Raw genomic sequence first — 15,590 nt, forward strand, 5'->3', positions numbered from 1 at the left:
ACACAATGCAAGGGATAGCAAAGGCAGTATTACTTACCATTCTGACCTCGGTTACGATTTTGCTGTTTGTAAATTTGGCTTTCTTTTTCCCATGGTATTTAACGCTGGTCACAGAGACGTATAGTGTTTCGCAGATTGTAGCTGGTGATAACTACTTGAAGGAATCGTATTATGAGGATGCTATGGAGAGATTACAGGAGCGCCCTATTTACCGAGATAAAGCCGATGATATTGTCATTACGGTCACTAATGCAGATCATGATAATGCGATTGGAAATGATGATGAAACCTCATATTACGATGAAGGGAACGAATGGAATAAACCTTATCGGCAAAGAGGCGAACCGCTTACGGTTGAGATTAAAGCTGTATATCCTTTCTCTATCACTTTATGGGGAAAGAAGCTGGAGCGTGAAATTCCGGTCCACTTCTCCATGTCAACGACAGGCCTGAAACATTATAAGGATCTGGACTACTATATAGATTGATAGGATGACTTTGTGTGAAAAATATTGCAGTAGGAGTATTGTTGATTATTCTAGTGTCAATTGTTGTGGAGCCTTTGGTGGAGATGGGCATTGTATTTAGAGAGAAGGTAGTGCTGAGCACTGCGATCTCTAATGCTTGCCGGGCAGCCAAGGATCGGAGTTTAGAGTATGAACTGCTACGTGGACTGGATGCGGTGATTAACGAGGAGAGGTTCAAAGAATACTTTTCAGATGCGTTCGAAAGTGCTCTAAATGTATCGGAACAGACCGATAATGGCAACGTGCTTACATTTACCTCCAATGATGATAGATACAATGATTTTACGGTAAATTTAGATTTTTCTAACATAGAGAACACCCAAACCAGCCAATGGGTATCAGAAGTTAATGTGAAAGCACAGGCAACATACAAATTTAAAACCAGATACTTAAAGCTCGCTGAAGAAGCAGACAAAGAAGTAGATTATCAGTTAATTAGCGAGAGGAAATATATTCTCTCCGTTAAGAATTGATGAAAGGAATAATCAGAATGGACTATATCATGGTTACTTTTCAAACGGATACAGGTCTAAGAATGGACCTAAAAGTCCCGGTGTTTGTGACTATAGAAGAACTGTTAGACATGTTAACGGAGTCCTTGAGCTTAAAGGAGAGAAGCGGGGCTAAGCTTCAGGCTGAGCCATTAGGTAGAATATTAAGTAATAGTAAAACCTTGGATCAAGAAGGTGTAGCCCAAGGCGCACTGCTCACACTTATCTGAGAAGGGGCAATGAAATGAATGGCAACCTGCAAAGTGGCGGATTAATCCTAAAGGCTGATGAATCTCTTTTTATTACGGATATTAAAAACTATTCAGGAACCTATTCTTTGGACAGAGCGAATGATCAAGCTGTGCCTATTCATTATGAGGGTTTGTTCTGGTTCATGAATGAGGCTGGCAATTTCCTTTATTACAGTGATCAGTTAAAGGGAAATGTGCTCTGTAAGCTTGATATTGTAAAGCAACATTCAGAAGTATTGTTAGACAAACCTTGTTATCAGCTTCAGCGACATGAAGATTGGATCTACTATATTCACGAGGAGGACCATCGATTATATCGCTGTTCTACTAGTGGTAAACGTGATATGAGGCTGATTGATGAGCATGTGGAGAGTTTTCTCTTGTACGAAGGACAAATCTACTATGCTACACCAAATGGGATTAAGAGGAGCACAGAATCCGGTGAGGCAAGTGAAAAGATTAGTGAATTGGTTACAAGTTTACTGATTCGGATAGGAAATAAGCTGTGTTTTTCAGATGCCGGGAATGGACATCGCTTGACGCTACTTGATGTGGAGCGTCATACGGTAACTATGGTAGACAATATAGTTGCCCTTAGTATAAGCACGGATGACAAATATATTTATTGTGCTAACCGATTAAATGACAACAGTATATATCGCGTAGATCCATTGCATGGAGGGAGTATTCGAATATCTGGGGAAAGCGCGGACTATTTACATGTTCTGGACAATGATCTTTATTTTTGCAGTGGTCGTGAATGGCATCGAATCTCTCTATTTGGTGGAGAGGCGGAGACAATAACCTTTATAGGAAGGTAGATCTAATGAGCTATGAATTCAGTCGTCAGCCCCGTTTTCTACCGGATATGCCCCGGGGAGAAATTGATGTTCCTAATCCACCTATGATTAACGAGAAACCAGAGATCTCTTGGTTCGGAATATTGCTTCCACCTATCGTAATGTTGATTATTACCGTATTAATCGCAATGACTTCACAGTCCATCTATTTACTGATCTCAGTTGCGACCACAGTAATGACACTGATTGGCTCATTGACAGGAGCAACTTCTCAGATTCGGAAATATAAGCTAAAGAAGAAGGAACGGGAAGAAAAATATCTTCAATTTATAACCGATGTCCGTAGCGATTTGTCGATAGCTCGCGAACAACAGGTGAAAGCCATGAATGAAATGAGCCCGGATCCTGCGGAATGTGTGCAACGAATCTCGCGCAGGGATAACAAGCTATGGGAAAAAACGCCTTCACATAATGATTTTCTGGCTCTGCGGATCGGGGTGGGAAGTGTACCCCTGGAACTGCACATCAAATACACCAAACAGGCGATCATCCTTGAAACAGACCCGCTGCTGATGGAGCCGCAGAGATTGGCCATGGAATTTGAGAAGGTCCCGAACGTTCCTATAACGGTTAATCTGTTGACTACCGAAATATGCGGGATTGCCGGTGAAAGCGATAAAACAGCTGTGCTAATAAAACTGATGCTGCTACAGCTTGTGACTCATCATGGTTATGACGATGTCAGGGTTATTGTTCTTGCCGCAGAGGATGAATTGGAGAAATGGGATTGGCTGAAATTTGTACCCCACCTATGGGATGACGGTTTTAATATCAGATTTCTTTTATGTGGTAAAGCCATTGCCCATCAGACCTTGTCCGAGATTTATGGCTCTTTGAAGGAGCGGGAGATGAGGTCTTTGAGCGGTGGTGTATTGCCCCATTATCTCTTTATTGTAGAGGACGCTTCCTTACTTGAGAATGAGCTAATCAGTAAATATTTGTACAACGGCAGTGTAAAGCTTGGAGTATCAACCCTTTTTATCGCCAAGAATTCCGCTTATTTGCCCATGAACTGTAAAACGGTTATTCATTTAAACGGAAAAAACGGTGAAATGGCCAATCGATTAACCGGGGAGAAGATCGTATTTACTCCGGATCAGGCAGATATAAAAGATTTAGATCTAGTCGCCAGAAAGCTCGCACCGCTACGAATCAAAAATTCAAGTGCTAATTTCTCACTTCCATCCTCCATCACACTGATGGAAATGCTACAGAACGAAAAGGTATCTGAAGTAAATGTAATGTTGAACTGGACCCGCAACAAAACCTATATGGGCATGAGTGTACCTATAGGGGTGAGGGCTGGTGGAGAAGCTTTATATTTAGACATGCATGAGACGGGGTTCGGGCCCCATGGTCTTGTAGCCGGGACAACAGGTTCTGGCAAAAGTGAATTATTACAAAGTATCATCGTATCCCAAGCCATTCATTACCATCCGCATGATATTGCTTTTGTCCTTATTGATTATAAAGGGGGCGGCATGGCAGATGTATTCAAGGGAATGCCTCATCTGGTCGGTACCATTACGAATTTGGATGGGAATCAAACGACGAGAGCACTGCTATCTATCAAAAGTGAGCTCATGCGGCGGCAACGTGTCTTCTCGGAATATGGCGTGAACAATATTGATAAATACCAGAAATTATTTTATAGCAAAAATGTAAAAGGTGACATGCCAGCCATTCCCCATCTGATTATGATTGCGGATGAGTTCGCGGAGCTTAAGCAGGATCAACCGGATTTCATGAAAGAGCTTGTAAGTACGGCCCGGGTAGGTCGAAGCCTTGGCGTCCATTTGATCCTTGCCACCCAGAAGCCTGCCGGCGTAGTGGATGACCAGATATGGAGTAACTCGAAATTTAAAATATGTCTTAAAGTGCAGGATGAGGCTGACAGTCGGGATGTTATTAAACGTCCTGATGCGGCCATGATTAAGGAACCGGGAAGGGCGTATATACAGGTCGGAAATGATGAGATCTTTGAGTTGTTCCAATCTGCGTATTCTGGTGCTGATTATGATCCGAAAGGCGAACTGCAGAAACAGGAGAACAAGACCAAACGAATCTATAAGGTAGCTCTGAATGGTAGAAGCGAGCAGATCTTTCCGCTTGAGGAAGAGAAATTCTCCCAAAATGACTCTGCTTCCCAACTGCATGCCATGGTTGAATACATTACAGAAACTGCCAAGCAATATGGGATTTCTCCAATGAAAGGGCCTTGGCTACCGCCACTGCCTGAAGTAGTCTACCTCGATTTATTGCTGCCGAATAGCTTAGCAGATGGTAGATGGCCGCAGCAGCAGAAACTGCTCAGTGTGCCAGTGGGGATCATGGATGATCCAAGAGGACAGAGACAGGAAGCGCTGGAGATAGATTTTGCATCTGAGGGGAATCTGTTTGTCTATGGAACGCCGGGTACAGGTAAAACCGTGTTCCTCAAAACGTTATGTTTATCGCTGGCTCTAATGTATCCGCCGGATGACGTCAATATCTATATTATGGATTTTGGCGGAAGCTCACTCAAAGCTATGGAGAAACTCCCTCATGTCGGTGGGGTAATGACACTGGAGCAAGAAGATAAAATTGACCAATTTATGCGCTTTATGTTCAGGGTTATGGAGGATCGAAGAACGCTGTTTCAAAATAATGGAAGTGAAGGGTTCAATGATTACCGTAGAAGTGGACGAAAACTGCCCGCATTTATAGTCATAATCGACAACTACTTTGCTTTATCGGAGACCTACGAAGATTTTGACGCTCAAATGGTGCTGCTGGCTCGTGAAGGCTTTAAATACGGTATTTATATGGTCGCTACAGCAACCAATAGTGCTTTGGTCAGATATAAATTTTCGGTTAACTTCAAAATGGCGATCAGCTTCCAGATGACTGAGAAGAGTGAATATGATGGTATTGTAGGACGAACGGAAGGCTTGGAACCCGCAAAGGTTGCAGGCAGAGGATTGGTAAGAGGCAAGCCGCCTTTGGAATTTCAGACTTCGCTTCCTGAATATCAACATACCGCTACCGAGCTCATCTTGAAGAGAATGGAGGCTTTGAATCTAACTGGAGCCGCACCAATTCCGGTGATGCCTTCTACGATTGATCTGCGGCAGCTCAATAATAATACAGAGCAACTGGCAATAGGCTTGGGCAACAATGATTTACAGCCTGTGTTTATAGACCTTGTTGCAACACCAGTGCTGATGATAGCTGGAGAGGCTATGTCAGGAAAGAGCACTTTACTTGTATCGTGGATGAAGCTGCTGAGCGAAAAGCAGGATCTAGAGGTATATGCGCTGGATTCATCTGCTATGGGCATTTATGAACTGATACAACAGTCTTACGTAACGGATCTATCGAACGTGGATGATTTGGACAATTTCATTGATGGGATCAAAGAACAATTGGAAACTAGACGCAGTGAGCTTCTCTCATGCAGAATGTCCGGTGGTGACGTTGGCGCTCTGATGAAACAGTGGAAGCAGATAATCTTCGTTATTGATCGTCTAAGTGAATTTACGAGCGGAGACAAGTATATGCTGCATGAGCTGATTGAACGAATTGTGAAGCAAGAACGCGGCATGAAGGTAGCTGTTCTAGCGGCAGATAACACAAATGATCTTACCTCTAATTGGGATTCCTTGGGCAAGACTATCCGAGAAGAACAGACCGGGATCCTGCTAGGTAGAATGAAAGAACAAAATCTTTACAATGTGTCCTTACCTTACGGAAGCCAGGAGAAAGATGGGGAGCAAGGTGATGGCTATCTCATTGTAAAGAATAAATATACCGGATTAAGATGTGCCGTATGGAGTAAGGAGAATCGAGTTAATGCGGGAGTAGGAGTTTAGGATGGAGGTGCAGCTAGTGTCAGTTAGTCCATCAGAAATCAGGGGAAACGCTTCACAAATCCATAGTCTAATCAATGAAGTGAACAGTACTTCAAAAAAACTGCAAAGTGATTATACACAATCGGCCAGCTATTGGACCGGTACGGCTTCTAAAGCATTTCAAAGTGAATACAACGAGCTGGATAGCGAAATGAAGACCCTGCTTACAATGCTGGATAGGCTCGAAAGTGGGGTCCAAAGAGTGGCTTCAGAAGTGATCCGTGCTGAACAGGAAAGAGAAGAAAAGCGAAGACTAGCAGAGAAGGCGGCGCAAGAGGCACTGAAACAAAAGCAATTAGAAAAGCAAAAGCAAAGCCAGAAGTAATGACAGGGGTGTTGAGATAGAAATGCTTTGAAAGGAGGTGAATAATGTGGCGGGAAACAATCTTACATTTAATCCGGATCAGGCACTAGGTGTAGCTAAGTCTATTAAAACCAAAGCAAACAATGCAGATACTCTTATCAAACAATTGCAATCTGAAATTCATGCTGTTAGCGGTTGGTGGCAAGGAGAATCACAAACTGCTTTTATACAACAATTCGATGGACTTATGCCTAGTTTTAAGGAAATGGTTCTCTGTGTAGAGAACATCAGTAAGAACCTAACGCAAATTGCTAACATCAAGCAACAAGCCGAGCAAGAAATGGCAAGTAAACTGCGTGGAAAATAATGCTGGCATACATAACAAGGCAGATTTTGAGCTATCTGCCTTGTTAGTATGATTTTAAGTAAGTATGAAGTGAATTTATTTGGGGGGATCTGTAAGTGAAGCTGACCGAACAACAATACATAACACTGGCATCAGTTGTAGAAGCAGCAGACGGTCTCGAACTGACGGATAGTCTGACTTTTGCTGGTGCAGCAGCCTATGCCTATAGAGATGAGCATGATGATAGATTAATTATCTTTACATATAAAGGAAAAGATTGGCTTGCGGATCTGCAGTCTCTGTTAAGCGGTCAGAGCAGCATGCCGGAGGAAGCATCAAGATTTTTATTAAAAAACAAAGGGGAGAAGGATTGCCAGGTTACTGGTTATTCCATGGGCGGTGCCTTAGCTCTTTATGCAGCAGCGGTTAATGAGGGGATTGGTGGTGTGGTATTCGACGCACCAGGTATAGTAAACATTCTGACTGCGGAGCAAAGGGGGAAGCTTCAGGTTAAAAATATTGTGGCTTATAACAGTCTTGTATCCGCGTTAGGCAAACACAACGAAGAGATTGTATTTGCTAAATCGGGTATAGAAGAAACGGAATTTCTAATTCCTGATTCGCTTTGGCAGCGCTATACCTTTGACTCTGAGGGGAATGTGATTATAGGTGAAAAAGGGAATGCCTATGCTTTGCTATCCAAGATTAATATCCTAACGGAAGAGCATACGCCTGTTTTTGATGCTGTTATGAGTGGATTTGGGGATACCGTCGGACTAACAGAATCTGCATCGGATCATTTGGGTTACGTGATATTTACCTTAATAGATCAGTTGGATGTAGGAAAAGTGCGAGGTGCACTGATTGAAATTGCCCACAAATATGAACGAATGTTGGATGCGAAGTTCAGCGAGTGGAGAACCGAAATGAATAATATTCCGGAATCCTTCTTATTCGATGACATCCGTGCGAAATTTGAACAACTATCTGAAGCAGCCATGCTAGAGGCAGCGGGAATAGCAGAAGAGCTTAATGAAATCACGCAAGCTGTCTTATCCATCCTGCTGATTTGCAGTCCGGTAGGGGATAAGCTGATGGACCATGTAGAGGAATGGTTGAATAAACTGACAAATGCCCTCATGGAACGTATGGAGAAACTAACGAACCAAATGACATTACATCTCGATAAGGTGGTTGAAACAACCATGAATCAAATGCTCAAATTTCCAGAATTGAAGCTGGATTTTGAGTTCTGATTACTAACTGGAATCGCCATCAAAAAGGAGTGAAGCCAGCATGAAAAAGATTTATACAAGGAAGGTGTTGACTCTGATGTTGATATTATCAATGTTCAGCTTTATGGGATGTGGCTCTAGAGAGGAGAAAAGTGAAAAGAAAATTTTGAGCTCCTTGCAGGAAAAGTATGGCGAGGAATTCATCCTTGATGGCATAGGCGGCGGTTGGGGAACGATGAACAACAATACATTGAAGGCGACTGTGCATCCTAAGAAGGATGACACGATTAATGTACGGGTGGAAATCACGAAGGATTTGGAAAAGGTGTATGACAACTATTTAAACCAGGTGGTAGCAAAAAAAGACGAACCAATGATTCAAGCAATCGCTGCTAGCATTTGGCCTGACAGTAAAATTATCGTTGCCAACGAAACGGGGTTGGTTTACCCCAAGCATAACGATACAAAGATTTCCTACGAGCAATTTCTGAAGTTATATCCAACGAATACGCTGGTGATTTCAGTCTATTTAAATAGTGATAACTATGTTGATGGTAATGGAGATATGGACCAAGAGGCAGAAATGAGAAAATATATGGATTTTGCAAAAATACTAGCAGAAAATAAATATGTGAGTAGTCTGATAGGGATAGGATACCTCACTCCAGAGGCCTATGGTCGATTAGAAGAGGTCAAAAAGGCAGAGGAAAGTGTTGACATATATTTTAGTGACGAAACTAAAAAAACAGGAATTATTAATATAGTTACAATGGCTGGATTCAAATTAGGAGTTGATGGAAAGATTGTAGAATCTCAAGACAAGATTAGAGAATTCTTTGATATATGGAAAGAGGACAGAATAAAAAGAATGGAACAAAGAGGGGGATTGTAATGGACGATACGCTTACAGAGGTAGAGTTAAAGCAGATCTCGCAACTTGTTTATTTAGATATACTCAACATTAAGGATTTGGAAAAAACATATGCATTATATAAAAAAATCACTCTCGGCGAAGTTCTCAACTTCTACGCTTCTCCCGCAGGTCAGCAACAATTAAAAGAACGCTTTCCTGACGATCTTAACGGAGTCAAAGAATACAAGCAGTGGAATGATCTCATAGAGCAGATGAATATATCTGATTATCAGAATTGGGAAATCTCCAATATCGTCTCTCATAATAAAAAAGAGGAATCAGGTTTTGTTGCATTTACAGTAGATACCAAGAACGGGGCAAAGGTAGCGGCGTTCCGGGGTAGTGAACCAATGGATAACCCGCTTTACCATAATGACTGGAAAAACAACGGAACAACTGCATATGCCCTTGAATCTTTACAACAGGCGGAAGCTAAAGAATATATGGATAATTTCAAAATAGATGCGGGTTATGAATTGTTTCTGACTGGGCACTCGCTAGGAGGTAATCTAGCCCTATATTCCTCTTTTATATTACCTGAGAATTTACGGAATCAACTAACTTCCGCATCAACGTTTAATGCACCGGGATTTAATGGAACCTTGCTTGATAAACACAGGGCCACTATAGATGAATTGAATGAGAATGACAAAATTAAAGAGTTCAGAAATAAAAATGACATCGTTCCGGCCTTATTTCAAAATCCATCAGCAGGTATTTACATTGATACTGAATCTGAAAGGAATACCGTGCTGCCACATCATTCCTTATTCTCACTGAAGATCGACGGGAACAATGAGTCTTTTCAACGTTCAGAGTCACAGACTCGGGCTTTGGTTCCTAACCTTGTGCATAATATTACAGTTGGTTTAGAAATTGTGCCGGGGCCACTAAAGGAAGCATTGGTTGAAGGGATTTTTAAAGTATTGGATGGGGAAGTAGATCTGCGGCCATTAGCGTTTGCGGGAATAGCCGTAGTTGGGCTTTTAATGGTGACTGTTGGGCCCGTTGCAGTTGTTACTGCGGCGATTACTGCAGCGTTAGCTGCGCTCGTTGTCACTATAAAAGCTCTGGTTGCGCTTTATGTGATTGGTTTTGTAATTGACAGTGTGATTCCCTGGATTGAGCAAAAGGTGGAGGATATCAAGGAGAGAGTGGTCTCCTTTTATAATCAAAGTGTTGAATTTGTAACGAATATGGTGACAGAAGCTGTCCGAGTGACTAATTTGATCGGTGATAAAATTGAGGAGTTTTCACAAAAGGTAAAGCACGCAGTCTCTGATTTTATGACGAAATTAAAAGAGGGCTTTAATCGTTTTGTAGAGAATGCCATTCAGTATATTGAAGCTCAGAAGGAATATTGGATTAGTGTAAAAGACAAAGCAATGAAGAAAATGGGGGATATATTCCAAAGTGTAAAATCTAAAATTAAGAAAACTAAGGAAGAATTTATCGCTGGCGTACGCACGATTAAAGATTCAGCGATCAGCAAAGTCAAATCGACCGTAACGAAAACCATAACGAAGATTGCAGTTGCATCTGCTAGTGTCATTCAAGGAGCCAAGATTTTGGCGAATATGGATAAACTGGAGAGCCTGCAGAAAAGTCTGGTGCGTAAGGAAGAGAGCATTGCTGAAGCCGTCGAGAGGATATTATCTATAGCTTCTGGAGTCAGTTCTAACGTGGGCAGGACTTACAGTGAATCTTATGTTCAAGCTCAATTAAGAGAAGTTCAACGTTTAAGCAATGAAGTCCGGACACAGAAAAATCGTGTAACAACAGCGATTAACGGAAAAACTGCAGGTTTAAGATACACAGTTACAAAATATCGAGAGATTGAATCCAAAATTGTTGCAGCTGCCCGTGCAAGTACTACCACAATACATCTTAACTAATTATATCAGGAAATAGAAAGATAAATTGAGAGGAGTAATTATATGAAAAAATTAATCAGTTCTCTACTTTTATTACTAATGGTATCCCTGATGACTTCTGCATTTTCAGGTTTTGCAGCAAGTCTTCCATTGAGGGTAGTAGTAAATGGAGAAAAAGTTATTTTTCCAGACGCCCAGCCTTTTATCGATGCGCAGCAAAGAGTACAGCTACCCGTGCGTTTTATAAGTGAAGCGCTTGGAGCTAAGGTGTTATGGGACAGTAAGGCCAAAAAGGCAACAATCTCGCTTGAAGGCAAAACAATGGGTGTCTATATCGGGAAAAAGAGTTATGAGCTCAATGGAAAAACAAAACAAATGGACACGGCAGCATTGTTCAAACAGTCAAGAACCTTTGTCCCACTTCGATTTGTATATGAAGGACTCGGTGTAAACGTGAAATGGGATGATGCTGTGAAGACGGTCTACATCACTACTCCTTCAGGTGAAATAGCTACCTCTGATAAGCCTGCTACGGGAGAATCAACGAATGGAGCGAAGACGGTAACGATTCATGGGTTTGAAATCCCGTATACTCAATTGGGGGCCAATCTAGAGTCGACTTATATTACCGATTCACAGCTGACAGTATACAACAATGATGATCGGAAAGCAGGTCAGTATCTTTTTCAAATCACAATTACATTTACTAATATAGGCTCTGACCCTGCACTGGAAGCGAAGGAAGCGGAGAATATTCTTAGACAAAACATTGAGGGCGATGTCGTAGATTCGATTATGAAGTATGTTAGAACAAAAACAAAAAGAATGGATGAGCTAGATTATAAAGTCTTCCAAAGCAAAGATTATAAAATTGATGTAGACTCTCCTGGTATGGGGGATATAGGAATCGCAGTATGGCCGAAGTAGGTGAGGTGAGGGTATGAAAAAATTGATATGGCTTAGTATAGTGACAATATTCTTATTCCAATCTATAGCTTCTTCAGTTTTCTCTGAAGAGTCAGTGAATGATACATCTAACAATCTTCCAAAAACAGCGACAGCTGTTATCGAGAAGATCAATAAAGATATGGCGGAGCTCTATAAAAAATCTAATTATTACACAATGGAGACTAATAAAGGAAAGTTAAGAGAGGATTTGTTGCAAAACCAGATAAAATCTAACAATAGTAATTTTGAGATTGTTTATGGTGGAAATCATGAATGGCTGGAGCATAGCAATATGTTTGCTTTTTCCGGGTATTCGATTGATGGGGACTCGGTCTCAACTGAGGGAGCTCCATGGTATGCTGGATGGAGCGGGATTCAAATTCAGAATTTTAATATGATTAAGGAACCTTGGAAGGACTCTGGCGTAAAATCAAGCTACAAAATTAGAAAAAATGATTTTGATGCATTTGTAGGTCGGGATATTGAGTATCTAGCAAATTCCGGCGGGACTTTTGAGCAGGCGATTCTTACTGGACTAAACCTGAGCTATGCCGGTAAGAAATATGAACGGTTCATCTATAACAATCAAGACAAGGAGTATAAAGACAGGGTTGTATACACTCAGAATACTACACCGTCTAAGGGAGGGCGATGGATAGATTATGTTCACGTCTTGCAACCGCCTACCTATCTGTCTTGGGGATCAGGGAGGATTTACATCCAAGGTTCCAATGGAAATATTACTTACTTAGGCATTCCTATCGCACCGTTTATTTTGCAGGTAAATGATTTATCCCCTCATTTCGAAACTTTGCCAACCGGCGCGGTAGCTGGACAAGAGGTAACCGTTGGAATCAGACTCAGATCCAGCTTCGCCACGCAGAAAACAACAGATTACGCTTGGAAGATCACGAGTAACGGAAAGGAAATCCCTGTAAGATACCATGGTCATGCGTCAACGTTAGCAGGTGAAATTATGCTTGCGGCTAATACGGCTGACAATATTCTTTTCGCGACATTTACAATGCCTGATGAGGACGTATACATCCAGTTTAATCTGAACAGGCTGAAGTCACCTAATGAAGTCTTTTACGGAAATAATGAGATTTACGGATGGATTAAGAAGGTCAACTCGATGCCAACAACTAAAGGCTCCTTCGATCTGGATTATAATGTGTTATCGAAAAAAGTGAAATTCGGGTTAGCCGATGGTGCTGCTATAAAGGCTGTTCTACAACCGCAATATTCTGATTTTACTTGGAGTGGGAATGCTACAGGCGCTTTGGAAGTAATCAATAATTCGGATACTATCTATCGTTATTTCCGTGTGGAGAATAATCCGCTGGTTAACGATGCCGCCAGTACTATAGTTAGGCAACCTGACATCATAGCTAGTCTGCAGCGTCCTGATTTTGGTGATGATCCTGTTAACGGTAAGTGGTACATTAATCCGGCTCCGTATACACCTAATCAAAAGTCAGGTAATATCAGTTTCCAGGGTACTGTGAGCAGAAATTTCACTCGTAATTATCAGGTGTGCAGCACAACTAAGAACGGGCAAGGTAAAGATGTTGAATCTTGTCAAACGTATACGGAGAGCGGCAGCACTTCAGCTCCGTTTACACCAGGTGAGGATGTCAAAACCATTCGGACCTATATTTATAACGGGGCCAAACAAATAGCACCTAAGCTGTACAAGAATTCAATAGACAAGAATAAAGCGGATTCTTTGATTCGAAAGCTCCTCTGGACAAGTGAGCCTTACAATTATAATGTAATCCGCTGGATGGCTCATGAAGATGAGAATAAGAACTTACAGGATTGGACGAAAGTAAAGGGGCAATTCGAACGAATCTTCACACAACAGGCAAGCGGAGACATCGGTTGGAAGGTAGAGAATAGCATGGCTCAAGCTTATAAGAAAGCCAGAGCTACCGCTAAAAAAATGCTTAACGACAAATCTAATTATGATACCGCCGTGTTTGCGACGGATAAGCAACTTCAAGGGTATGATTATCCGATTAAATCCGGATATTATTTTAATCCTGTTGGAACGTATACCTTTACACTGGAGACAGTTACGTTTAAAGATACGGATAAAGACACGAAGGACCATAAGGATCTTGTTGAGGAACTTACGAATTCTTTCCGATATGAAACTGATCTTATGTATATCAATAATGATAAAGTTGCGGTCAATCTGCGGAATGAACCACTGAGCAAAAACGGGAATAACTTTGCAAGAAAGCCAGCAGCTTTATCCGTAGAGGATAACACCGGAGTGAATGATGCGAAATTGTTGACGGTGGAGAACAGCTTTACTAAAGATGTGGAAGAGATCCCATATTCACAAGAAAGAGAAAGTGATAATGGCACCCATGAATTCTGGAAGAATATATTAGAGGGTTACTCACAGTCTAGTACACTGGGAAGCTTCGACAATTTCAAATACCGTGAATATGTGGGCTTGAATCAGAATATGTACAAGATCACGGAAAAGTCTACGGTGACGATTACGATTAATAAGGACCATATTCCTGTCTATACTACAGCTGAAATGCCAGATGGGAAGTACTATGTTAAGGCTTGGTTGGCAGATGTGGAGCTCTCCAAGAGTACCAACGCATACAAATCACTGGGCAAGCTTGTCGGCATTAAGCCGCTGGATCAAATTGAGGTTATGGTAAAAGGCTCTATGTTTGATGACTTAAATAATTAAACAACAATAGTCTCCCTTCATGCAAAATAGCATGAAGGGAGTTTTATTATTGTGATAGCGCTTCATCCAACGTATAATAAGGGCTGTTGATTGTTTTTTATTTTCACACTGGATGGCGGATTATTGCTTATTGGAGAAGGGAGATAGTTGCTATGAAGTTATTAGGAGCGATTGAAGCAGGCGGAACGAAGTTTGTATGCGGGATTGGTTATGAGGACGGTACCATTCTGGACCGAGTTAGCTTTCCGACAACAACACCGGAAGAAACGATGGGACTCGTAATCGACTATTTTAATGGGAAGAATGTAGAAGCTTTTGGTATTGGATCGTTTGGACCGATTGATCCCGTGCTGGACAGCCCTACTTATGGTTACATAACAACGACACCAAAACCTCACTGGGGACAATATAATCTGGTAGGCACAATGGCTGAGCAATTTAACGTGCCGATCGGTTTTGATACGGATGTGAATGGTGCAGCGCTTGCGGAAAGTAAATGGGGAGCGGCTAAAGGTCTGGACAGCTGCCTTTATATTACGGTTGGGACAGGTATTGGAGCGGGAGCAGTTGTTGGAGGTCAGATGGTGCATGGATTGTCTCATCCTGAGATGGGACATATTCTAGTTCGCAGACATCCAGAGGACACGTTTGAGGGCTACTGCCCTTATCATGGCGATTGCCTTGAAGGGTTAGCCGCAGGTCCGGGGATTGGCAAACGCTGGGGACAACCAGCAGGCGAGCTGCCTGTTGACCATCCAGCTTGGGATATGGAAGCTCATTATCTTGCACATGCACTTATGAATTACGTGCTGATTCTGTCTCCCGAAAAAATCGTAATGGGCGGTGGGGTCATGAAGCAAAGCCACTTGTTCCCGCTAATCCGTACCAAGCTGCAGGAGCTGCTTAAAGGTTATGTTCAGCATCCAGCGCTCAATACCGATATTGATAATTACGTTGTGCCACCGCAGCTTGGAGATAATGCAGGACTTGCAGGTGCGATTGGACTGGCAACCTTAGCTTTGGCAAGAAACTAGTATAAAAAGATATTGACTGTTAGGAAATATATGGTATTGTAGGATCTAACAGTATAGCATTTAATGAGGGAGCACCTCTTTCACGTTTATCGTGAGAGTGGTGCTTTTTTACGTTTTCCGAGTCTGACAGTGTGGGATTCACACCAGCGAAGAGTAGTTCAGACCCGGTAGGTATAGTGCTTGCTGAAGACTAGAAAG

13 protein-coding genes are annotated in these 15,590 nt (G+C 41.9%); all 13 read left to right on the forward strand.

The features are described 5' to 3' along the window. The first annotated feature begins 5 nt into the window (after window positions 1-5). Window positions 6-488: a hypothetical protein gene (locus NSS82_RS09520; RefSeq protein WP_076103998.1), complete on the forward strand. Its 483-nt coding sequence runs from the start codon at window positions 6-8 to the stop codon at window positions 486-488. Window positions 489-502: 14 nt separating this feature from the next. After that, on the forward strand, window positions 503-1,000 hold the full coding sequence (locus NSS82_RS09525; RefSeq protein ID WP_036684491.1) for a hypothetical protein: 498 nt from the start codon (window positions 503-505) through the stop codon (window positions 998-1,000). A 17-nt stretch (window positions 1,001-1,017) separates the two neighbouring features. Further along, the gene (locus NSS82_RS09530) at window positions 1,018-1,248 is read left to right on the forward strand and encodes an EsaB/YukD family protein (RefSeq protein ID WP_162164278.1); all 231 of its coding nucleotides are present in this window, start codon (window positions 1,018-1,020) and stop codon (window positions 1,246-1,248) included. A 14-nt stretch (window positions 1,249-1,262) separates the two neighbouring features. Next, window positions 1,263-2,090, forward strand: coding sequence for a DUF5050 domain-containing protein (locus NSS82_RS09535; RefSeq protein ID WP_076271935.1), 828 nt, complete (start codon window positions 1,263-1,265; stop codon window positions 2,088-2,090). Window positions 2,091-2,095: 5 nt separating this feature from the next. Beyond that, on the forward strand, window positions 2,096-5,980 hold the full coding sequence (gene essC, locus NSS82_RS09540) for a type VII secretion protein EssC (RefSeq protein ID WP_076271936.1): 3,885 nt from the start codon (window positions 2,096-2,098) through the stop codon (window positions 5,978-5,980). 16 nt (window positions 5,981-5,996) lie between these two features. Beyond that, on the forward strand, window positions 5,997-6,344 hold the full coding sequence (locus NSS82_RS09545) for a WXG100 family type VII secretion target (protein ID WP_162164277.1): 348 nt from the start codon (window positions 5,997-5,999) through the stop codon (window positions 6,342-6,344). A 46-nt stretch (window positions 6,345-6,390) separates the two neighbouring features. Further along, window positions 6,391-6,690: a WXG100 family type VII secretion target gene (locus tag NSS82_RS09550; protein ID WP_036684485.1), complete on the forward strand. Its 300-nt coding sequence runs from the start codon at window positions 6,391-6,393 to the stop codon at window positions 6,688-6,690. A 95-nt stretch (window positions 6,691-6,785) separates the two neighbouring features. After that, on the forward strand, window positions 6,786-7,925 hold the full coding sequence (locus NSS82_RS09555) for an Mbeg1-like protein (protein WP_076271937.1): 1,140 nt from the start codon (window positions 6,786-6,788) through the stop codon (window positions 7,923-7,925). Between the two features lie 40 nt (window positions 7,926-7,965). Next, window positions 7,966-8,796: a hypothetical protein gene (locus NSS82_RS09560; RefSeq protein WP_076103994.1), complete on the forward strand. Its 831-nt coding sequence runs from the start codon at window positions 7,966-7,968 to the stop codon at window positions 8,794-8,796. Continuing rightward, window positions 8,796-10,712 carry an Mbeg1-like protein gene (locus NSS82_RS09565; protein WP_076101574.1) on the forward strand — a complete coding sequence of 639 codons (1,917 nt, stop codon included), beginning with the start codon at window positions 8,796-8,798 and terminating at the stop codon, window positions 10,710-10,712. Before NSS82_RS09560 ends, NSS82_RS09565 begins: the two co-directional genes overlap by 1 nt. 42 nt (window positions 10,713-10,754) lie before the next feature. Beyond that, window positions 10,755-11,618 (forward strand): copper amine oxidase N-terminal domain-containing protein, encoded by an 864-nt coding sequence (locus NSS82_RS09570; protein ID WP_076101575.1) that lies wholly within the window; start codon window positions 10,755-10,757, stop codon window positions 11,616-11,618. A 13-nt stretch (window positions 11,619-11,631) separates the two neighbouring features. Beyond that, a complete protein-coding gene (locus tag NSS82_RS09575) occupies window positions 11,632-14,358 on the forward strand; it encodes a hypothetical protein (RefSeq protein ID WP_076271938.1) in 2,727 nt (908 codons plus the stop codon). A gap of 152 nt (window positions 14,359-14,510) precedes the next feature. After that, entirely contained in the window at window positions 14,511-15,392 is an 882-nt protein-coding gene (locus NSS82_RS09580) for an ROK family protein (RefSeq protein WP_051491338.1), read from the forward strand. Window positions 15,393-15,590: the final 198 nt, after the last annotated feature.

The organism is Paenibacillus sp. FSL H7-0735 (genome assembly GCF_038008505.1).
Classification (GTDB): Bacteria; Bacillota; Bacilli; order Paenibacillales; family Paenibacillaceae; genus Paenibacillus_AQ; species Paenibacillus_AQ odorifer.